Origin of the sequence: Nostoc sp. DedSLP04, assembly GCF_034530775.1 — a bacterium.
Classification (GTDB): domain Bacteria; phylum Cyanobacteriota; class Cyanobacteriia; order Cyanobacteriales; family Nostocaceae; genus Nostoc.
Genome location: NZ_JAVRCL010000057.1, coordinates 1 through 22,638, shown reverse-complemented (window position 1 = coordinate 22,638; position 22,638 = coordinate 1). Strand labels below are relative to the sequence as shown.

General features: G+C 41.1%; 17 protein-coding genes. 14 read left to right on the top strand and 3 right to left on the bottom strand.

From position 1 onward, the window contains the following. Window positions 1–83: 83 nt before the first annotated feature. The 4 genes from ndhI to RMX89_RS26325 all read left to right on the top strand — a co-directional run bounded on the left by ndhI (window position 84) and on the right by RMX89_RS26325 (window position 2,687). The gene (ndhI, locus tag RMX89_RS26340) at window positions 84–668 is read left to right on the top strand and encodes an NAD(P)H-quinone oxidoreductase subunit I (protein ID WP_229462911.1); all 585 of its coding nucleotides are present in this window, start codon (window positions 84–86) and stop codon (window positions 666–668) included. A gap of 111 nt (window positions 669–779) precedes the next feature. After that, window positions 780–1,394, top strand: coding sequence for an NADH-quinone oxidoreductase subunit J (locus RMX89_RS26335; RefSeq protein WP_322672193.1), 615 nt, complete (start codon window positions 780–782; stop codon window positions 1,392–1,394). 60 nt (window positions 1,395–1,454) lie between these two features. Beyond that, window positions 1,455–1,760 (top strand): NADH-quinone oxidoreductase subunit NuoK, encoded by a 306-nt coding sequence (gene nuoK, locus RMX89_RS26330; RefSeq protein ID WP_006199065.1) that lies wholly within the window; start codon window positions 1,455–1,457, stop codon window positions 1,758–1,760. A 6-nt stretch (window positions 1,761–1,766) separates the two neighbouring features. Then, the gene (locus RMX89_RS26325; protein WP_322672192.1) at window positions 1,767–2,687 is read left to right on the top strand and encodes an NAD(+) kinase; all 921 of its coding nucleotides are present in this window, start codon (window positions 1,767–1,769) and stop codon (window positions 2,685–2,687) included. Window positions 2,688–2,976: 289 nt separating this feature from the next. Here RMX89_RS26325 and RMX89_RS26320 read toward each other — a convergent pair whose 3' ends face one another. Next, the gene (locus tag RMX89_RS26320) at window positions 2,977–4,746 is read right to left on the bottom strand and encodes a pentapeptide repeat-containing protein (protein ID WP_322691005.1); all 1,770 of its coding nucleotides are present in this window, start codon (window positions 4,744–4,746) and stop codon (window positions 2,977–2,979) included. 544 nt (window positions 4,747–5,290) lie between these two features. On the opposite strand from RMX89_RS26320, the gene RMX89_RS26315 reads away from it, so the two are divergent. The 3 genes from RMX89_RS26315 (at window position 5,291) to RMX89_RS26305 (ending at window position 9,160) form a co-directional block, all read left to right on the top strand. Further along, complete coding sequence (locus tag RMX89_RS26315) at window positions 5,291–8,311, top strand: zinc-dependent metalloprotease (RefSeq protein ID WP_322691004.1); 3,021 nt, start codon at window positions 5,291–5,293, stop codon at window positions 8,309–8,311. A 106-nt stretch (window positions 8,312–8,417) separates the two neighbouring features. After that, window positions 8,418–8,837, top strand: a complete 420-nt coding sequence (locus RMX89_RS26310) for a XisH family protein (protein WP_322672189.1) — start codon at window positions 8,418–8,420, stop codon at window positions 8,835–8,837. Further along, complete coding sequence (locus RMX89_RS26305) at window positions 8,825–9,160, top strand: XisI protein (protein WP_322672188.1); 336 nt, start codon at window positions 8,825–8,827, stop codon at window positions 9,158–9,160. Before RMX89_RS26310 ends, RMX89_RS26305 begins: the two co-directional genes overlap by 13 nt. 185 nt (window positions 9,161–9,345) lie before the next feature. On the opposite strand, the gene RMX89_RS26300 is transcribed toward RMX89_RS26305, so the two are convergent. Beyond that, complete coding sequence (locus RMX89_RS26300) at window positions 9,346–10,080, bottom strand: DUF1995 family protein (RefSeq protein ID WP_322684784.1); 735 nt, start codon at window positions 10,078–10,080, stop codon at window positions 9,346–9,348. A 296-nt stretch (window positions 10,081–10,376) separates the two neighbouring features. On the opposite strand from RMX89_RS26300, the gene RMX89_RS26295 reads away from it, so the two are divergent. From RMX89_RS26295 to RMX89_RS26275, 5 genes are all read left to right on the top strand, one after another. Beyond that, a complete protein-coding gene (locus tag RMX89_RS26295) occupies window positions 10,377–11,189 on the top strand; it encodes a DUF2382 domain-containing protein (protein ID WP_322691003.1) in 813 nt (270 codons plus the stop codon). A 429-nt stretch (window positions 11,190–11,618) separates the two neighbouring features. Next, a complete protein-coding gene (locus tag RMX89_RS26290) occupies window positions 11,619–12,524 on the top strand; it encodes a DUF2382 domain-containing protein (RefSeq protein ID WP_322691002.1) in 906 nt (301 codons plus the stop codon). Between the two features lie 370 nt (window positions 12,525–12,894). After that, window positions 12,895–13,785, top strand: coding sequence for a YsnF/AvaK domain-containing protein (locus tag RMX89_RS26285; RefSeq protein ID WP_322691001.1), 891 nt, complete (start codon window positions 12,895–12,897; stop codon window positions 13,783–13,785). 181 nt (window positions 13,786–13,966) lie between these two features. After that, on the top strand, window positions 13,967–14,881 hold the full coding sequence (locus RMX89_RS26280; protein WP_322675631.1) for an ion channel: 915 nt from the start codon (window positions 13,967–13,969) through the stop codon (window positions 14,879–14,881). Between the two features lie 460 nt (window positions 14,882–15,341). Then, window positions 15,342–17,057 (top strand): alpha/beta hydrolase, encoded by a 1,716-nt coding sequence (locus RMX89_RS26275; protein ID WP_322691000.1) that lies wholly within the window; start codon window positions 15,342–15,344, stop codon window positions 17,055–17,057. A gap of 222 nt (window positions 17,058–17,279) precedes the next feature. Here RMX89_RS26275 and RMX89_RS26270 read toward each other — a convergent pair whose 3' ends face one another. Then, window positions 17,280–18,611: an HlyD family efflux transporter periplasmic adaptor subunit gene (locus RMX89_RS26270; RefSeq protein ID WP_322690999.1), complete on the bottom strand. Its 1,332-nt coding sequence runs from the start codon at window positions 18,609–18,611 to the stop codon at window positions 17,280–17,282. A gap of 1,011 nt (window positions 18,612–19,622) precedes the next feature. Between RMX89_RS26270 and RMX89_RS26265 the strand changes: the two genes are divergently transcribed. Both RMX89_RS26265 and RMX89_RS26260 read left to right on the top strand, forming a co-directional pair. Then, on the top strand, window positions 19,623–19,805 hold the full coding sequence (locus RMX89_RS26265; protein ID WP_322690998.1) for a hypothetical protein: 183 nt from the start codon (window positions 19,623–19,625) through the stop codon (window positions 19,803–19,805). Between the two features lie 446 nt (window positions 19,806–20,251). Next, complete coding sequence (locus RMX89_RS26260) at window positions 20,252–22,396, top strand: peptidase domain-containing ABC transporter (RefSeq protein ID WP_322690997.1); 2,145 nt, start codon at window positions 20,252–20,254, stop codon at window positions 22,394–22,396. Window positions 22,397–22,638 lie beyond the last annotated feature (242 nt).

The window sequence follows — 22,638 nt, the reverse complement described above, 5'->3', positions numbered from 1 at the left end:
ACAAATGACTAATGACAAAAGACCAAGGACGAAGGACAAGGGACAAATAACGCTGATAGCTTAAAAAGAGAGAGTGAAGCACAATGCTAAAGTTCCTAAAACAAGTTGGCGATTACGCCAAAGAAACAGTACAAGCTGCGCGTTACATTGGTCAGGGTCTTTCTGTTACCTTCGACCACATGCGGCGGCGTCCAATTACTGTACAGTACCCTTACGAAAAACTAATTCCTGGCGAACGGTTTCGCGGTAGGATTCATTTTGAATTTGATAAGTGCATCGCTTGCGAAGTTTGCGTTCGCGTTTGTCCAATTAACCTACCTGTAGTAGATTGGGAATTCGACAAAGCCAGCAAAAAGAAAAAACTCAACCACTACAGCATTGACTTTGGAGTTTGTATCTTTTGCGGTAATTGTGTGGAATTTTGCCCCACTAACTGTCTATCGATGACAGAAGAATATGAGCTTTCCACTTACGATCGCCATGAATTGAACTATGACAACGTAGCGCTAGGTCGTCTGCCGTATAAAGTAACAGATGACCCAATGGTGACACCACTGCGCGAACTAGTTTACCTACCCAAAGGCGTCCTCGAACCACATGGACTGCCCGCAGATGCGCCACGTGCAGGTGCGCGTCCAGAAGACTTGGTAGAACAAACAGAAAAATAAATGTCATTTGTCCATTGTCATTTGTCCTTTGTTATTTGACTAATAACTAATGACCAATGACTAATGACCAATGACCAATGACCAATGACAATTGACTAAGGACAAAAAACAGTGAATCTAGCAGAAGGAGTACAGTTAGTATCACTTGGCATACTGGGCGTGATGATGATTGGGGCAGCCATTGGTGTGGTGCTGTTCTCCAACATCGTCTATTCTGCCTTTTTGCTGGGGGGTGTGTTTATCAGCATAGCGGGAATGTACCTGTTGCTAAATGCTGATTTTGTTGCGGCTGCACAAATACTAATTTACGTTGGGGCGGTTAACGTACTGATTTTGTTTGCCATTATGTTGGTGAACAAACGGCAGAATTTTGTAGCATTTCCCAACTCTTGGGTGCGGAAAGCACTTACGGGTGTAGTCAGTGTAGGATTGTTTGGTCTTTTAAGTACGATGGTGCTGGCTACTCCTTGGGCTTACTCAGCTGCTCCTGTGGCAGGTGGCGAAAGTTCTATAGTTTTAATTGGAGAACATTTCTTCACTGACTTTTTACTACCTTTTGAACTAGCTTCCATTTTGCTGCTGATAGCAATGGTAGGAGCAATTATTTTGGCACGCCGCGAGTATTTGCCAGACCTGTTGACACCATCCAAACTGGGGCAAACTGTTTTGACTTTGCAAGAACGCCCCAGAGAACTAGTATCAACAACTAGCGAAACAAAAGAGTAATATTTGCAACCTGAGCCGCAGATAAACAGCCAGATTTTTTCAGGAGGGATACCCAGATTCATGCAACTCCAGTACTTTTTATTACTAGCAGCAGCTTTATTCTGCATTGGCATCTACGGTTTAATTACTAGCCGCAACGCTGTGCGGGTGCTGATGTCAATTGAATTACTGCTCAATGCTGTTAATCTGAATTTAATGGCATTTTCCAACTTCCTCGACTCAACATTAATTAAGGGTCAGGTTTTCACAGTATTTGTGATTACCGTGGCCGCAGCCGAGGCGGCGGTGGGTTTAGCGATCGTGCTGGCCATTTATCGCAACCGCGATACCGTCGATATGGAGCAGTTTAATCTCCTGAAGTGGTAATTGTGCGTGCAACTCAAGCAGGTAATCATTGCTTATAAAGCGCGGGATGCCCGGAGTAAACAATGGGCAGAAATCTGTGCGAAACAACTAGAAAGCCGCGAGTGCCATGTGTTGATGGGGCCTAGCGGGCCGAAAGACAACCCCTATCCAGTCTTTTTGGCTTCAGCAGCTCAACCAATCGATCTCGCTTTGGTACTCGGTGGCGATGGTACTGTTTTAACTGGTGCCAGACATTTAGCCCCAGCTGGCATCCCAATTCTGGGAGTGAATGTAGGAGGCCATCTGGGGTTTTTAACTGAGTCAGTGGAAGAGTTTCAGGATACGGAGAAAGTTTGGGATCGGCTGTTTGAGGATCGCTATGCTATCCAACGACGGATGATGTTACAAGCTGCTGTGTATGAGGGTCATGGATCTAATTTGGAACCAGTGAGCGAACGTTACCTGGCTTTGAATGAATTCTGTGTCAAACCCGCCTCCGCTGACCGAATGATCACCTCAATTCTGGAAATGGAAATCGATGGTGAGGTAGTCGATCAATACGTCGGGGATGGGTTGATTATTTCCACTCCTACAGGTTCTACTGGTTATACGGTTTCTGCTAATGGACCGATTATGCATGATGGTATGGAGGCGCTTACCATCACTCCCATTTGTGCAATGAGCCTTTCTAGTCGTCCTCTCGTTTTACCCCCTGGTTCTGTGGTGAGTATTTGGCCTTTGGGGGATTACGATTTGAGTACTAAGCTGTGGACAGATGGGGTTTTGGGAACTTCAATTTGGCCTGGACACCGTGTTGATGTGCGGATGGCAGAGTGTCGGGCTAAATTTATTATTTTGCGCGAGAACAATTCCTACTATCAGACGCTACGGGAGAAGTTGCTTTGGGCTGGTACAAGGGTTCACTACAGCAATAATCACCGTAATTAATTAAGTATTTTAGAGTGCATTTACCGCAGATTGCGATCGCCTACAGTCGTTATGCGATCGCAACCAAAATTACCAGCCCCTGGATTCATCTGGGGGCTTTTTGGTAGTCTGTCAAGTTTTAATTGATGGGTAAGCAAGTTCGTAGTAAGGATTTTAGTCCTTATTCTAGAAGCACTCAAGTGCTTACTACAAACCCTCAGAATTATCTTAGACATTGTACTAATTGGTCGGAGAACCGTATATATAAATGTATTGGCTCTTTAAAGTTTAGTATAAAATCTTGCTCATCTCAATTCAGTCCCAGTTCTTCTTTCAACGCCTCCGGTACATTAACTGCCGTTTCTAATCCTCGCACGCCTTCCCACTGCTGCTTTTTACCCCAAATCATCTCTTCTAGATTAGCGTCGCTAAGGTCTGCACCACCCAGAATGGCGTAACTGAGGTTGCTATGGCTGAGATCCGCGCCGTTGAGGATAGCACCACTGAGGTTACTGCCACTGAGGTTAGCATTGTTAAGGTTGGCATAGCTGAAGTCTGTGCCAAACAGGATCGCGTCGGTGAGGTCAGCACCACTGAGGTCGGCGTCGTTGAGAATCACACCGCTAAGGTCAGCTTCATTGAGAATCACCCGACTCAGGTCTACACCGCTGAGGTCGGCACCTAAGAACATTGCACCGTTAAGTCTGGCATTGTTAAGTTTGGCACCATTAAGTTTGGCATAGCTGAGGTCTGCGGCAACCAGGATAGCATTGCTGAGGTTGGTACTGAAAAGAATTGTGTCACTAAGATTAGTACCGTTGAGGATGGCATGACTCAAATCAGCACCGCTGAGGTCGGCGCGGCAAAGGTCGGCATGGCTAAGGCTGACGCTATTAAGGTTGGCTTCACTCAGATTTGCACCGAAAAGGATGGCGTTATTTAGGTCAGCATGGCTGAGGTTAGTGCTGCTAAGGTCGGCGCGGTTGAGGTCGGCGCGGCTAAGGTCGGCGCGGCTAAGGTTGGTATTGCTAAGGTCGGCGCGGTTGAGGTCGGCGCTGTTAAGATTGGCACAGCTAAGGTTAGCACCACTGAGGTTGGTGCTACTGAGGTCGGCACCGCTGAGGTTGGCACCGCTGAGGTTGGCACCGCTGAGGTTGGCATCGCCGAGGTTGGCACCGCTAAGGTTGGCACCGCTGAAGTTTACGCCAGTTAAGTTGGCATCGCCGAGATAAGCAAGGCTAAGGTCGGCACCGCTAAAGTCTGCCCCAGTAAGGTTGGCATCGCCGAGGTAAGCACCCCTAAAGTTGCCGCCTTTGAGGAATTGTCCAACTATACTGCTAAAGTTGCCAATTTCCAGGGCATCGCTATAATTGATAATCCGTAGCAGTTGGGATGTGAAAAAATTGTCTGTGTCCGGTTGGGCAGATGGGTAGAATTTGATTTTTTGTTTGAGTTCATCTTGCCCTTGGGCGTAACGGTGTAACTCTAGTAATAAAATCAGTACGTTCAGCCCTGTATATATGTCTACCTGTCTCAACCCGATCGCAATATTTTGTGCCGCTAGCTTTAACTTTGTTTGCTGAGGCAGGTTATCATCTGGTGTGCCATCGATAAATTCTCCCTGACACCAGCGACGATAAAAATCTTCTAGCCGCCCAAAAAGCAATTCTGGACGAATTTTTTGACCAGTCACAACCAATTCCATCAGTTGCTTGACTATCTCAGGTTTCAGGGCAGCATTGCCCAATAAATCATAAATCTCTTCATGCATCTGGCGATCGCATACTTTAAAGCAAAACTCAGTGGATAAAGTGCCCAATGTGCGATCGTCCATCTGAGAACTCAAACCGTTCTTTGGTACTGTCCATTTTTCTAAGCTTTTTTGCAGTCTTGGAGAGTATAAATATTCCTGCAAATTATCTTGAGCTAATCTAACACTTTTGTCTGGTTCTTTAATATTTTTTCCTAGAGGTAAAACTGCTTCAGTTTCTAGGGATGTGGCCTTTGGCATCTCTTGTAAGCTTGTACCCCTAACATAATTTCTCAGCAGCTGCCAAACTTGAGATAAATATGTTGACATTTTTGTTTCCGTTGTTACATTTAAATAACTGTTTTTGATAATCCTGAATTAAAAACTTTTCTATGCTAGTTTGCTTTGCATTCTCAATAATCAATAGTATAAATAAATACTATAGTAAAAAAATCATGAGTTGACGATATTTAGGGCAGGCTACTTCTGATGAATTTGCCAACGGCGTTTCTGGATGGCGACTTCTTGCTCACCTGTAGTAGCTTTAAGCTTCCTCTCATAATGTAAATGAAGTGTTAACTTCAAAATTCTTTCCCAGCTCAACTAATTCTATGATTTAGCTAATTTGTGATACTTTTTCTCCAAGAAATTTCCTAGTCTGATGTAAAAATCATACTTACTGTTTGTAGAAGATGCAATTGTTAGAAAAAATCCTACATTAAAACAGCACAACAAAGCTAAAAAATAGCAATTAAAATTTAAGTTGAAAGTTTATTGCTTAATATAAAGCAGCTAAGATAATCGCCATAGGGCGGCTATATGGCTTTGCAAAAGTTAAAAAATAACGAGAGATAGTTATCAGGTAATGAATGCGATGAACAGATTAACCTTTTACATGATTTTGTTACATAGTTTATTTTTAGGGATAGCGACAGCTAGCGCTAAGTCACCGTTTGTTAACAATGTTGATCCAGCCAAGCAGATTGTTGAAGAAAATGTGGTTACAGTCAGAAGTGGAGAGAAGTTCAATAGTCAGTTATCTACAAAAGCTTCTTCAACGAAAATCTCAGCCTTATCATCAAATAATATTAATATTCCTCAGAAACAGAGGCTACCGTCAAATCAAGTTTGGGTAGTTAATCAAAATAAACACGCACAGCCTCAACCGTTTATTTGGATAGTAAAAAACCTAAAACAAGCAAGTCAGCAACCATTTTTACAAGTTGCAAACCCCGCAGAGAAAGCAAATGCAAAGCCTAGTACTACCGCAAAACCAGCAGCAAAGGATGATTTAGAGCCATTTAACGAAGTAATTAAAAACACCCAAAAATCTGGGGGATTGTTCACCCTTTATCGTAATAAAGAAAAGAACAAGATTTATCTAGAAATTAAACCAGAACAACTTAATAAAAATTACCTAGCTACGGCAACCCTGGAATCGGGTATTGGCGAACGGGGTATTTACAGTGGTATGCCTCTGCAAGATTTTTTATTTTATTTCAAACGGGTAGATGATAAATTACACTTTGTCATCCGCAATGTGAATTTTCGCACTCGTGAGGGAGATCCCCAAGTGCGATCGCTGACGCGATCGTTTAGTGATTCTGTTCTCTACACCATTCCCATTAAAAGCATTCATCCAGAACGCAAAACTATTCTCATTGACTTAGAAGATTTGTTACTCACAGACTTAGCTGGATTATCTGTAGGTTTAGGAGTTCCAAAAAGCACCAGCCAGTCCTATTTTGGTACTGCTAAAGCCTTTCCTCAAAACTTAGAAGTCGAATCAATTTTGAATTACTCTGATAGTGCTGAATCCAACAGTGAAGCGGCAAACTTTGGGTCGCTAGCTGACAACCGTGGCTTTACCCTGCGCGTTCACTACAGTCTCTCCCAACTACCCGATCTAGATTATCGACCGCGCCTTGCTGACGATCGCGTTGGCTATTTCATCACCGCCTATCAAGATTTATCCAAAGACGACGATCGCGGCGATTCTTTTGTCCGCTACATCAATCGCTGGCATTTAGAAAAACAAGACCCGAAAGCAGTCATTTCTCATCCCAAAAAACCGATTGTTTTCTGGATTGATAACGCTGTACCCTTAGAATACCGCGATGCCATGAAAGAAGGCGTTCTTATGTGGAACAAAGCCTTTCTCAAAGCCGGATTCAAGGATGCAATTGAAGTCCGCCAAATGCCAGATGATGCTACCTGGGACCCGGCAGATATTCGTTACAACACGATTCGCTGGATTAATACAGTCGATGGCTACTTTGCAATGGGGCCATCTCGCGTTAACCCATTGACAGGGGAAATTTTGGATGCAGACATTCTCGTAGATGCTAGCTTTATCCGGGCACTCAAGGGTGAATATCGCAAAATTGTCCAACCCAGCCAAACAGAAAATCGCACGACTTTATCAGCTTTGATGCAAAATCGTTTACTTTGCGCCAATGGTTTAGATGGGAAAAACAATGGTGTCCCCCAGAAGATGCAAGGACAACAGGGGTTGTTGAATCGTTTATCGAAAATGGCAGGCGAGTACGATTTATGCTATGGCATGGAAGCTGCTAACCAGTTTGCCTTTGGTTCGCTGGCAATGTCTCTGCTGCCTGATACTATGGCTACTCCAGACAAGGTAAAAGCATATATTAATCAATATTTACGTTTAATCATCGCTCACGAAGTTGGACATACTCTTGGTTTACGTCATAACTTCCGTGGTAGTACGCTGCTACCACCACAGGAGATGAATAATACGGAAATTACCAAAAATAAAGGTCTGACAACTTCTGTCATGGACTATATTCCCCCAAATATTGCCCCTCAAGGTACAAAACAAGGAGATTATTTTCCGAGTATGGTGGGGCCTTATGATGAATGGGCAATTAAGTACGGCTACACAACAATTCAAACATCAACTCCTCTAGCAGAAAAGCCAATTTTGGAGGAAATTGCTGCACAATCTTATAAGCCAGAATTGAGTTATTCCACAGATGAAGATGTGTATGACCTTGACCCCACAGCTGATGCTTGGGATAACAGCGGTAATGTACTACTTTATTCTCAGTGGCAGTTAAATAATTCGCGGGTGATGTGGGAACGTCTGGATAAACGTTTTCCAATGGCTGGTGATAGTTACAGCGATGTCAGCGAACGTTTTAGTACAGTATTGGGTAACTATTTTCAGCAAATATATTACACCACAAAATACATCGGGGGACAATCTTTCTATCGCATTCACCCCAGTGAGATACCTGCCGAGAAAGTCTCTGGAGTCACCCAACACCGTTTACCATTTGTACCAGTACCAGTTGAAGAACAACGGCAAGCTTTAGAAACGCTACAAAAATATGTATTTGCAGAAGATGCCCTCAATTTTTCACCAGAATTACTGAATAAATTAGCACCTTCTCGTTGGCGACATTGGGGTAGTTCTCCACAAGTTGGTCGTTTGGATTTTCCCATTCATGACTTGGTGCTACTGATGCAGGGTTCTGTGTTACGAGATTTACTCTCAAGCGATCGCCTCTCTCGTCTTAAGGATATTGAACTCAAAACTCCCGAAGGAAAAGCACTGACTCTACCAGAACTATTTGACACTTTACAATCAGATATTTGGACGGAAGTCATCAAACCAAAAGGTAAACCGATGAAGATTACCAGTTTGCGGCGAGGCTTGCAGCGTCAGTATTTGGACATTTTGACTAGTATGGTCTTGCGAAAAGAAAATGTTCCAGAAGATGCTCGTACTTTAGCATGGTATAAATTAAAACAGCTTGATGATAAGCTCAAGGGTGTTAATTCCGAGGATGAATACACCAAAGCGCACTTATTAGAAACACGCGATCGCATCGAGAAAGTTTTAAACGCCCCATTGCAAACAAATTAAAAAAGATAGAAGTAAGGAATTAATAGTAAAATTCCTTATTTCTCTTCTTTTCCCTAATTTTGGCAAAATATATTTAGAATGCTCATACAGGCTGAAAAAATAGTTTATGTCAGCTAGAGATAAATTTCACCATGTTGTGAAATCGGCATTACAAAAGGACGGATGGCGAATTACTCATGACCCTTTGCTAATTCGCATAGAAAATGTTACCGATATGTACATCGATTTGGGAGCAGAGAGAATTATTGCGGCAGAAAGAGAAGGACAAATAATAGCGGTTGAAGTTAAAAGTTTCATCGGCACTTCAACTATTTCTGAGTTTCATACTGCGGTGGGACAGTTTATTAATTATCGATATGCATTAGAAGAGATAGATTCAGAGCGAGTTTTATATTTAGCAGTGCCCTTAAACACTTATAACGATTTTTTAAATAAACCATTTATTAAAAGTATTATCCAGCGAAGTCAAATCAATCTGATAGTTTATGATGTGGAAACGGAGGAAATTATCCGATGGCAGATTTAGATAAATATCGAGAGTGTATTCGGCAATTACTTACAGAATATGCTCAACGCGCCTCCTGTAATAATGAAATTGAAGCTCAAACAATTTTTGACGTAGAACAAGACCATTACCAACTGATATATATTGGTTGGCAAAATAGACGTAGGGTTTTTGGCCCTGTAATGCATTTTGATATCAAAAACAGCAAAATTTGGATTCAGTGGAATGGTACAGAAGAGGATGTAGGTGAGCAACTTACAGCAATGGGAATACCAAAACACGATATTGTCGTTGGGTTTCACCCGCCTTATATACGGCAGTATACAGATTATGCTGTGAGTTAAAGGCTTGTTGCTAAACTACTTGTAAAAATATCATTTGCTCTACGTGTGTTGCACCCTTGATAAACTGTACGCAATACATATCTGGATTGCTCAGTTTTTTCCATTCAGCATAACGAATGCGATGTATAAAAACTCAAAATGAGGCAGCAGATAAGAAAGTTTCCTTCTGCTACCTCTGCATTATCTTAACTACTCAATGCTTTTAAAAATCGTTGCAAACTCTTAAATACACTGGGCTTTCTCGCAGGTGTCGCATCTGTTGTTGTTTGCGGTTGTCCTTTTAAAACAATGAGATCCAAATCATCACCAGATGGTTTTGTAGGTAATTCGGCAATTCTTTGATATTCGCCGTCAGTTTCTAGCCAAACTTCCCATTGTCCTGGGTAGCAGCGATATAGGGCACTTTCATCGTCTATGGGGCGCACGTAATAGGCGGATTCAATGGTACTGATAAAACGATCGCGAATTTTTCTCGCTGTATAACCAATGCCCACGGTTCCAGCATCTTCTAAGCGAGGATTTAACAAGACTAAAGGGCGATCGCCTATTACTTCACACAGCTTTTCCAACTGCGGCACTTCTACGGATGTGGGGGCGATGAATAAGAAAATTTCATCCTCTGGCTGAATTTTTGTCTGCAAAGAAGCAGCCCTACCCGTACCAATATCCAAAATTTGAAATGGTGCATCTGCCCAATCACGTCGGGCTAGGGCCGCAGCGCCAGCGTCAGCAAAGAAAATTTTCAAACGGGAATCATAATCTGTAAATGCCGGCAGAAATTGTTCCGCCACTGGCATAAACTTCAGTTCTGGGAACAGGAAGTCAACTTGTAAGCGAGTACAGCCATCTGCAAGGGCAGCTTGAACGGCTGTACGAGATTGGGCGATCGCATCTTCAAGACTATTTGGAAGTTCACTCATAATCTGCATGGTTCTGTAGTGTCTATTCCCATTGTTTCAGTATTGGCTCTTAATTAACGTGAGTTCGACGAGTGCTATTTTGACCTCTCCCCCAGCCCCTCTCCTACGTCCCTTGCGCGTCTCGAACGCGAGTGCGTCTCTGAAAGAGAAGAGAGGAGAAGGGCGGCAAGTAAATAAATTAGACTTTTCAAACAACCTCAAATATCTCCATTGAACTCAGTCGCCAGCAGGAGGATACTTAGCTCAATATTTTTTACTCTAGTACATAGACCTTATAAACAATTTAGGAATAGTGTATGCCTCTTCATAAACTTGAACATTTTGACCAAAATTATCGAGATACTTTTGGTGGAGACGATCTCAAAGCGTTGGATCTCTATACTGAGGGTGGGGACAGAGTTGGCTCAGTTGCTGACGTTTTAGTTGATGATGATGGTCATTTCCGCTATTTAATTATTGATATAAGCTTAGATTTTGTTAGCAAGAAAATCTTACTACCAACTGGTCTTTGCCGGATCAGTTATTTAGAAAAACGCGTCTATGTTGATGGGTTAAGCAGACAGCAAATAGAAGGTTTACCCGATCATACAGAAGACGCGATCGTTAATAATGATTACGAAGAAAAGGTACGTAGTGTATTTCGTTCTCCAACTAGCGGTGTGACTTCCGATCGCGATACATACAATTACCAAGAAAATCCCGATTTCTATGGGTTGAATGAGCAATCTCATCAAACTTTTAAACTCTATGAAGAACGATTAATTGCCAATAAACAACGCATCAAAACCGGAGAAGTAACGGTTGGTAAGCATATTGAAACAGAAATTGTAAGCGTTACAGTACCCGTTCAAAAAGAACGAGTTTTGATTGAGCGAGTTACGCCAACAGAAGCAGGAAAGGTTGTAAATCCCAATGAACTTAAGTTTCAAGAAGGAGAAGTAGCACGCATAGAAGTGTACGAAGAAACGCCTGAGATACAGAAAGAAGCGTTTGTGCGTGAAGAAGTCCGGGTGAAAAAAATAGTAGAGCAGGACATTGTGGAAGCACAAGACACCATTCGTCGAGAAGAATTAGATATTGATACTGCGGGTAATTTAGATGTGCAATAATCTGGTGTTACTGCATATAAAGCTATTTAATTAGCTGGTTTAGAAATTTGTTTGATAGATTTCTCTAAAAATTATCATACAGGCAAAGTTAATTTTATCTTTGCCTGTATTTTTTATTCAATAACCAGATTCTCAACTTTCTCAAAAGTAGGCAATCTTAACATTCAAAAAATTATATTTTGAGAAATCATCTACAGATACAAGATACAAAATACAAAACTTTGCATTTAAAATAGACATATCTTTACAAGAGTCAAGTGAGATGCTCCTAATTTCATGTCTCTAGTTAGCCATATCGCTCAAAATTATCTATAACTTTCGATTATTTAACTATGGAAATAATTCATTCGGCAGAAGGATGTACAAAAATAAATAAATGTCTACTTTAGTCATTAAGAGATGACAAAAAAATATTTGAGGTTAAACATAATGGTTCTTTACAAATTAGAAGATTTTGAGCCTAGCTATCAAGAGAGTTTTGATGGTCATGACCTGAAAGGGCTGGGTGTCTATACACAGGGAACTGATGAAAAAGTTGGTACTGTGAGCGATGTTTTAGTTGATGAAGAAGGTCATTTTCGCTATCTAGTTGTTGACTTAGGCTTCTGGATTTTTGGTAAAAAAGTATTACTACCAATTGCCCGCGCCCGTATCGACTATAACGTCGATCGCGTTTACACAATTGGTTTGACTAGAGAGCAAGCTGAAGATTTGCCTGAGTTCGACGAACGTCAAACCCTTGATTACGACTATGAAGAACGGGTGCGTGGGGTATATCGCCAACCCACAGACTACACCCCTCCTGTAGAAGCTGCAACACCATTAGACCCTTTAGCAGGATTAGATCCTTTAGGAACGCCTGTACCACCATTGGGTACAACTCCCACTTACGCCCGTGATAGCTACACTTACGAAAATGAGCCTGCTTTATACGGTTTAAACGAGCAAGATCATCAAACTCTGAGATTGTACGAAGAACGGCTAATTGCTAGCAAACGACGCCAAAAAACTGGAGAAGTAACGATTGGCAAGCATGTTGAAACTGATACCGCACGGATTGCAGTGCCAGTAGAAAGAGAACGAGTCGTTATTGAACGTGTAACTCCAGCAGATGCGGGTACGGCTGTTTCTGGGCGCGAAGCAGACTTCCGTGAAGGCGAAGTTGCTCGCATTGAAATCCATGAAGAAACTCCTGATGTTCGCAAAGAAGCATTTTTGCGTGAAGAAGTCAGAGTTAGAAAAGTGGTCGATCAAGACACAGTTGAAACTCAAGAAACTGTGCGTCGCGAAGAGTTAGATGTGAATTCTGGTAATCTTCCGATTGAAGAACGCTAACTATAGATAGTCATTAGTTACTAGCTAATGACTAATAATTAATTCTACACAGTACAGGTGAAGCAGTTGAATTGGCTTTACCTGTCCTTACGCTGATACCACTTATAATACTTTTCGGATAAACCTAACAATCTCTCTTTTGGTCTGGGGAAAGGTTAAAGGGAAAGGGGTAAAGGTAAATTAAAATCGTCATCCTTTCCCCTTTCCCGCTTAAGCGAAAAGTATTGATACTACTTAGGATTTTTGATTGCAAATATTACTCTGGATATGAGTTGGATAAATCCATCGATCGCAAATACTTTCTAAATGGTATCCAGATGATTAATACATTTAATTTAGTTAATTAGAAAGCAGTTAGTAAATTTTCCAGATGAATAGCCAAACTATGGCAAAAAACACTTTACAGGCAAAGGGTAATTCTCGCACTATCTCCTCGCTGGCAGATTTAAGAAAGAAGGTGAACAATTTTGCTGTATTTGATAATCAAGGTCAGCAAGTAGGAGTAGTTCATGATTTAATTGTGGATGGTAATCGTCGGCTAAACCTCGTTATATCGAACCAGGCTAATCAAAAAACTGCTGAATCTAGCCAACAGTTAGCTGATAAACATCCTTCTTTATTTCAGTTGCAGAGCCAGAGAATAAAAAAAATAGACAAGCCGACTCAATCTGTTTTCATAGACTTAAACAAATCAGAAATTGAATATATGCCTGAATATTTAGAATCAGAAACACCAGGCGATTTTAACTCAACTGAGCAAGTAGCTAACAATCAAACGACAAGTAGCTCAGTTGAGTCATTAAATAATTTAGAACAGATTCCTGAAGAACAGATTATTCGTCTACTAGAAGAACGACTAGTTGTTGAAAGCAGTAAGCGTAAAGTTGGTGAGGTAATTGTTCGCAAAGTAATTGAAACTCGAATGGTACAAGTTCCTGTCCGGCGTGAAAAGCTGATTGTGGAACAAATAAGCCCAGAACACAAACAACTCGCAGAAATTGATTTAGGACAAGGAAAAATATCTAGCGTTGATTTGACCGAAGTAGAAAGACTCGAAGTTACACATGACAACGGTTTAACGGTAAGCGGCGAATTTAGCTCACCTAAAATTGCTAATTTATTATTGAATGCGATCGCACTAGAGCGAAATAACGGCTGCAAGCAGGTGCGTGTTACCATTACAGTTGAAGATGAATCGCACCAGAAAAAATACCAGGAGTGGTTTGACCGCTGTTCTAAAGGTCAATCACTAAAGCCATAACAACAAGTTTTTCATAAGTTTCTAGCAGATAAATTAGTAGGGTGGGCATTGCACACCCTATTTTTTTGCTGATTTAAGAAAAGAAAGTCTAAATTTCCACTACCTAATTGTCTAGAGTGAATGTCTCTAAAGCAACTTAATTTACAATACTAAGTAGTTGCCGTTCTTTTGGCTACTTGCAATGAAATTTCGACTGAAGAGACTTTCACCCAAGAAACGACAGCGTTCGATCCCACCGATTAAGATTCAAGTTCAAGATGGAAAATTTGAAATTATAGGTATGGGTGCATGGCATTCCTACTGGCGCGATCCCTATCATCTGCTGTTAACGATTCCTTGGATTGGCTTTCTGCTGCTAATTTGTACTTTCTATATAACGATTAATGCTCTATTTGCCCTAGCTTACTTGATCGGAGGAGATTGTATTGCCAACGCCCAACCTGGCTCTTTTTTAGATGTCTTTTTCTTTAGCGTCCAAACCCTAGCTTCTATCGGCTATGGGGCAATGTATCCGAAAACAACTTACGCCAACATTATTGTCACTATTGAAGCAATGATCGGTTTGGTGGGAATTGCAGTAATGACAGGACTAGCCTTTGCTCGGTTCTCTCGACCTACAGCCCGTGTACTCTTTAGCCGTGTTGCTGTCATTACAGCTCATAATGCGATGCCGACTCTGATATTTCGCAGCGCTAATAAGCGTCGCAATACGATTCTGGAAGCGCAGATGCGAGTCTACTTGATGCGCGACGAAGTAACCCTAGAAGGACAGTTCATACGTCGGTTCCACGATCTTAAACTGATGAGGAACCAAACACCTAGCTTCACGTTAAGCTGGTCAGTGATGCATGTCATTGATGAGTTTAGTCCTTTGTATGGGATGACACCAGAATCGTTAACCCAGACAAATACTATGCTGATTGTCTCTTTGAGTGGCATTGATGAAACGGTTGCCCAGGTTGTTCATGCCCGTCATAGCTATGGTGCTAACGAGATTTTGTGGAACAATCAATTTGTCGATATCTTTTACCACACACCCGATGGACATCGCTACATTGATTACAACCGCTTCCACGATGTTTTACCTTTAGAGTGAAGGAGGGAAATTTCTGAAAGTTACTCCGAAGTCTGATTGAGTGGTGGGTGTAAGGGTTTAACGACCACCCGGCCATTTTCAATTACAGTACAACTTTTAACCGTGCTCTTACTGTCGTTAACTGGCACATCCTGGCACTGGTTTTGGTGGGAGATATTTTGCTCTTGTTGTTGGTTGAGGACGACAACACAACAGGCGCAGGAAGCAAAGGACATATAACTTAATTTTGATCTCTATATCTATTATCGCGCTACTGATGCTATTTGACTGAAAAATTTGCTACTCATGTATTTTGATTGTTCAAAACTCCTGTCAAATTTATCGTAAGTACTTGCTTTATTGTGCTTGTAGCCTGTTTGATATATCTAAACCAATTCAACAGGAAAGCGGTTATAGATCCCGCCCCGCTTTCCTCCCTGTCCAAACAAGTTTAAGCAGGGTTAGATAGTGGGTTTTTCTAATGAAAAAATTTTTGAGATATCTGGGTTTAGGTTTGCTATCTACGTTCTTGACTGCTACTCCCGGATTGGGAGCTGAACGCATTAGCTTTTACTATCCTCCCTTCGGCGAATTTTCTTTATCCGTAGACTCGCTGGAAACCTTTGCAAAAGTTGGCAAAATCGATCAAGATTTGTCATTTTATGCTAGCCGTGCAACTCCTGAACAACTTGCCCAACTGCGGGATCTACTCCAGCAGCGCTTTAATCTCACTCCTACACTAGTATCTCAAGTTACCTACTCACCGATAGGCGAGCAGTTGGTGCAACAACTGGGAAAATTACTGCTCACTGAGTCTCGAAAGAATGGCTTCTATGCCATACGTGCCTCTTTAATTTTGTCTGCTGCCGATCAGAAAGAGGGGTTAACAGTGGTGAATTTACTGCGGAAATTTCCTAGCGATACTATCCGGGTAAATTTCACAGAGGGATTAAGGATAGTCGATGACTTGTCTCAATTGATTAAAAAAAAGGATGAAGTTTTTGCCTCTCTGCAAAAAGAAGCGCTCGCTCAAGCAGCCACTTCAAAAATTGATTTCTCCCAAAAACCAGATTTGCGATCGCCAGGAAAATTCACCTGGCAGAAAAAAAGCCTAGAGTTAAATGACATTTCTCGTTCGCGCCGTCTACCTGTAGATATCTATTTGCCATCAGCAGGTTCACAAAAAACTGGAGATTTACTCTCACCACCCTTTCCCCTGATTGTAATTTCTCACGGACTGGCTTCAGATCGCTCTACCTTTGTCTACCTGGCTGAACATCTAGCATCCTATGGTTTTGCTGTTGCTGTACTGGAACACCCTGGTAGTAATGCCGAACGCTTTCAACAATATTTTGCAGGTTTGGCAGGGCCTCCAGATGCAGCAGAATTTATCAACCGACCTTTGGATATCAAATATCTACTAAATGAATTACAGCGTTTAGATAAATCCGATCCTACCCTCCAAGGAAAACTCAATTTTCAACAAGTTGGGGCGATCGGTCAGTCTTTTGGTGGTTATACTGTTTTGACTTTAGCAGGAGCCAATATTAACTTTGAGCAACTCAGGCAAGATTGCAATCCCGATAATTCATCCTTTAATTTGTCGGTGTTTTTGCAGTGTCAAGCAAACGATTTACCTCCAAAGAATTACGAACTCAAAGACGATCGCATCAAGGCGATCGTTGCAATTAATCCCATTGACAGTTCAGTTTTAGGTCAGGGAGGAATCAGTCAAATTAAAATTCCCATCATGCTGGTAGCAGGTAGTCAAGATGTTTTCGCACCACCCGTATCTGAGCAAATTCGCCCCTTTACCTGGCTTTCTGACTCCAATAAGTACCTGGCTTTGATTGAAAATGCCACCCACTTTTCAGCGATCGCTGAACCTACTCCTCAAAACGATGTCTTACCTGTACCACCTGCCTTACTGGGCCCCGATCGTGCTGCTGTTTATTCTTATCTCAACGCCCTCAGCGTCGCTTTTTTAGAAACCCATCTCCTTAACCGTCCTGAATACCGTTCCTATTTGCAGCCTTCCTACGCCACATTTATCAGCAAAGAGCCGCTTAATCTTAGTATTTTACAGTCGTTGTCGGTAGCTCAGTTCGATCGAGTTTGGAGTGGGTCAACTCCCCAGTCTACCAAACCATCAAATCCTCAATCTACTTCCACCACTTATCAACCTTTGAGACAATGAAATAGCCCTGTTGGTTTTGCAGGGGGTTGGAGGGATCAAAAGCCCTCACCCTAAATCCCTCTCCCAAAGGAGAGGGACTTTGAAATGGACTTTAAAATTGGCTCCCCTTCTCCCACACTTGAGAGAAGGGGTTGGGGAATGAGGGCTAGTTTTACATTCGTGCAAGAGGTCTAATGCGTAAATCCTAAGTGGTTCTCAATGGCGTGGAATACAAGAAAAAGCCTACAAATCTGTTAGCAACCTTGCTTTTCTCAAAATAAATGTCATTACGGTTTCTTTTTTGGAAATGATATCAGCTGTAACTTCCATCCCCGGTTGAATGGGATAGGATTTATCACCCTTTTTTAAATAAGGTCTCTCTGCCTCAATTGTCACCTCATAGTAAGGTGCAATTGGATTGCCGTTAACTTGAGATGTAATAGCGTCGGCGGTTATGGCTCTAACAGCTCCTTTGAGGATGCCGTAATCTGGGTAGGGATAGGCAGAAAGCCGCATTTGTACTTCCCCTTGTGAACATTTTGTTACTTGTACGACTTTACACACCTGTACTTTGCTAATATCAGAAGCGGCAACACGGGCTTTGATGACCAGAGGTGCTTTACTAGGAGCAATTTGAGCGATCGCATCCCCAGCACGAACAACTTGCCCAGGATTCCTTAATTCTAGTTTTAGAATAGTACCTGCCTCTGAAGCCTGAATTACAGTTTTTTGCAGTTCTGTTGAGAGTTGTTTTAGCTCTTCTTGAGCGCTGCTGATTTGATTTTGAATTTCTACTTGACGCCCAATCAGTTCTTGTCTTTCTTTGTTCAATGCCGCCAGCATAGACTCACCCTTTGCCCGTTCTTGGGCAATGCGTTCTTGGGCGATCTGCACATTTGCGCTAGTGGGATTGAGTCCAGTTTTGATCCGTTCTAATCTGGCAAGTGCTGCTTTAAAAGCTTGTTCTTTTTCCTTAATCTGTAAAGCTGCGATCGCTCCAGTCTCTGCTAACTGCTGATATCGCTTCAGTTCTTCCCTTGCTAACTCCACAGAGGCTTCTACTTCATCCACTTCTGCCTTACTGGTAATTCGCTTGTCTCCATAATCCCGTTGATTACGGCTAAGATCCGCTTGCGCGGAGATAATCGCCTGTCCCATCGAATTGGATTCAGCTGTGATTTGATTCTGTAGCGCTCTTAGTTGTGCATCGATTTGCGTTCTTTGTAAATGATTCTGCCGAATATTGCCGGCAATTTGGCTTTTTTTACTTTGTAATTGGGCGTCGTAGAGCAGTGCAATCTCATCTCCCCTTTTCACAACTTGATTTTCTTTCACCCTAATGTTTCTAACTGTTCCCTCCACTGCTGCTTGCACTAACCGTATTTCCCCCGTTGGACGGACAGTACCAGCTGCTCTCACTACTACATTGTATTGAATGACACTTGCAAGGCCGAAGGCAACGCCAACACTTCCAATTAAAAATATCCCCCCCAGCCATGTCCAACTGCTAATTGGAGGAAGATATTCGTCGCTTTCAACTGGGCGGAGAAAGTCCGGTTGGGGGTCAATAAGCATATACGTTAAAAAACATTTTGGTTGTGCAAACAATCTAGCAAATAGCTAGCTAGTATAAGAAGGTAATCGTTATAAACTTCGTACACTACCAAGTATGAAAATGCCGAGCGAGATTCATCTATAGATATATAGATAGATATTTATTGAACAAGCATTTTCAAGCTAGGAGGCTCTTTTCTTACTTTTAAGGCGGAGTATTCTTGGTCTCTCCCTTTGTGATAAGAGGAAGTGACGGTCTTAAGGATGTTCAATCAGCAATAGCTAAAAAATGAACATAGCCTAAGTTTAAATAACAATTAGCGGCTTTTAGTAAAAAGACCAAATCTTTATAATTTTTTCTAAAACTTTATACTTTTTTTATTTAATTGCAAAAAGTTTCTATGATAAAGAAATAACTTTTCTTTTCTATTCTAATTAATAAGTATTCCAGCTAGTTTAAAAGGGTTAGTATTACAATATCTTATATAATTTTAAATAGTCTATGTATAAGTAAAATTAAAATAATTTTTGCTTATGTGATAATACGTAAATCTCAAAAATCAAGTAAAATTCTTGGAGTTCTCTAAATTTGCTTTTTCATAATTTGTATAAAAATATACTTTTACAAGTAATTTTCTACTTTTTATTTAAGTTATTTTAAACTCATCTAAGAATATTAATATGCAATTTCTCTTGCTTTACTAATATAAATTTGTACAGTACTTATTTAGGAAGTACTGATACATGTATATATTTTTGGCATGAAATTAGATCCAGAAAATTTATCTATTTAAAGAGAATAAAATTAATAGTTTTTCCAGAAAATAGTGAAAATAGTATAAATATTAGCCAAGTAGTATCTTTGTTAAGAGCTTGTAATACATATTTCTTAAGGAAATAGTTGTTTTATTACACTAGTTTCACCCATATAATCTCCTTAACAACACAAAAACATTCATAAATGCGCTGTTTGCATTGATGAATTTAGTGTGATGTTATTTAAATCCCAACAATTAAGTGAGAACTAAAAATATGCAAAGCACACTTTTTACTGAACTCACCGCTAGTGAAGAAGCCAACCTATCAGGTGGTGGTAGACGCGGTCGTGGTGGTAGAGGCGGTCGTGGTGGTAGTAGTGTTGATGTTGATATTGATATTGATATCGACATTGACATTGACATTAACGTAGGAGGAGGAAAGAAGGGCAGACGCTAAACCTACTTTCAACTAAATTTAGGAAACCAGGCAAACTATGAAGTTTAGTAGAAGGAACATAATAAACGTAAAGACACGATTAATCGCGTCTTTACCTGGATAGAACGTCACATCTCAAGTAGTTTACTCTGTTGACGCAGGTTAACTTACTTTTGCTTGTGCTTTAATTGCTAATCGATTTCAATAGTAGCAAGTGATTAGCTGTTTATTATATCCATGACTATCCTAACATACGTTTGTTACTATCCATCTACTTTCTTCAACAAACTTCAAAAATTCTGATTGACTGTTGTTTCATAGCCACAGTCAATCGATTCTTATAGCGCTTTTTTGGGAAAATACTGCTTATCTTTGAGTAGTAGAGAATAAGCGCTACTGTATGCAGGGATAAGACCCTGCTATTTTTTTGGGTTTTGTCACGATGCTCTTAGATGCTGGAGTGCAAAATGAAATACCAAGTTGTTGCACAACATAGTGAAGAAGATTGTGGAGCGGCTTGTCTTGCTTCTATTGCCAAACATTATCAGCGCAACTTTACACTAAATCACATCCGGGAAGCAGTAGGCACAGGCCAATTAGGAACAACATTATTAGGACTGAGGCGGGGAGCGGAGTCCCTTGGTTTTAATGCACGCTCAGTCAGAGCCTCAAATGAAATATTAGATCGGATGAACCAAGCGCCATTACCAGCAATTATTCACTGGCAAGGTACTCACTGGGTTGTTTTGTATGGTCAAAAAGGTAAGAAATATATAGTTGCTGACCCAGCCGTTAATATCCGTTATGTCTCTAAAAAAGAGTTAATGGAAGCTTGGTCAGATAAAGTGATGCTTTTACTGGAGCCAGATTCGGTTCGCTTTTACGCTCTACCCGATGATAAAATTGACGGATTTGGGCGCTTCGTGCGGCGTGTATTGCCTTATGGAAAAATACTATTTGAGGCTTTTCTCTGCGCTTTAATTATTGGTCTGCTTTCATTAGCTTCTCCCATCCTGCTCCAAATTCTGACGGATAATGTACTTGTTCGGGGTGACACCCAACTTCTTAGCGCTGTGATTATTGCCGTTTTGGTAATGAATCTTGTGTCAAGTAGTTTACAACTAGTTCAATATAACCTGATTGCCCATTTTGCTCAACGGCTGGAGTTAGGATTAGTTCTAGAATTTGCCAGGACAATCCTGCGGTTGCCTTTGACTTACTATGAATCGCGTCGTAGTGGCGAGATTGTGAGCAGATTGCAAGATATTCAACAAATTAATCAATTAATTTCTCAAGCAGTTATTAGTCTGCCAAGCCAATTATTTATTGCAGCAGTTTCTTTAGGTTTTATGCTGTTCTATAGCTGGAAACTTACCTTAGTTGGTGTGATTATTGCGACTGTAATGAGTTTGTCTACGATTGTTTTCCTGCCTACACTTCAACAAAAAATCAGAAGTGTCTTAGTTTTAGATGCAGAAAATCAAGGTGTTCTCGTTGAAAGCTTTAAAGGCGCTCTGACACTCAAAACTACTACTGCCGCTCCCCAGTTTTGGGAAGAATTTCAGAACCGATTTGGTCGTTTAGCAAATCAAACATTTCGCACAGTTCAGATTGGAATTATTAACGGTATCTTCTCTAGTTTAGTTTCTAGTATTGGCAGCATTAGTTTGATTGGTTTCGGCAGCATCCTAGTTATTAGTAAGGAACTCAGCATCGGTCAACTGCTGGCATTTAACGGGATGAATGGTAATTTTTTAGCATTCATTAGTACTATGCTCAACTTTATAGATGAATTCACTCGTGCAAAAACTGCTACGCAGCGCTTAACAGAAGTTATCGATTCCACACCTGAAAATCAAGGCGATACTAAAAAACCTTTTACGAAGATTCCTAGCAAGGCTGATATTATTTGCACAAATCTCAACTTTCACTATCCTGGGAGACTAGAGTTACTGCAAGATTTCTCCATAACTATTCCTGGCGGTAAAGTGATTTCCCTAATTGGTTCATCCGGCTGTGGTAAAAGTTCTCTTGCTAAACTGATTGCAGGATTATATACACCTAATTCTGGTAATATTCGCATTGGTATTTATAATCTGCAAGACCTAGCCCTTGATTGTTTGCGGCAACAAGTAGTCCTTGTTCCGCAAGAAGCTCATTTTTGGAGTCGCTCTATTATTGATAATTTTCGGTTAGGTTCTCCTCACGTCACCTTTGAGCAAATTGTCGATGCTTGCCAAATTGCTGAGGCAGACGATTTTATTAGTAAACTACCTGAAAAATATCAAACTGTATTAGGTGAATTTGGCTCAAATATTTCTGGTGGACAACGGCAAAGATTGGCTATAGCAAGAGCCATTATCAACGATCCACCAGTCTTAATTTTAGATGAATCAACGGCCGGACTCGATCCTGTTAGTGAAGTTAAAGTTTTGAATCAGCTGTTGTTGCATCGCCAAGGGAAAACTACAATTCTGATTAGCCACCGTCCCAGAGTAATTGCCCGTGCTGATTGGATTGTGCTATTAAATCAAGGCAAATTACAAATTCAGGGAACTGTGGAAGATTTGCGTGCCCAACCAGGAAACCATTTAGACTTTTTAACTCCTTAATTAAGCTGATGGACTTTATAGCATTTTTCAGGCATTTAGACCACAACTTAGACGGGGAATAGAGAGTGGTGTCAATACTGGGTAGGTTTTGCCTAAAAAATAGAAATGTGTAGCGACTGTTTTAAAACTCAAGCTACGCCTACACACCTGTGTACTCTATCGCGCTGCGACAAAGTTTGAAGTACCTCAAAACGACTTTGAAGTACCTCAAAACGACTTTGAAGTACCTCAAAACGACTTTG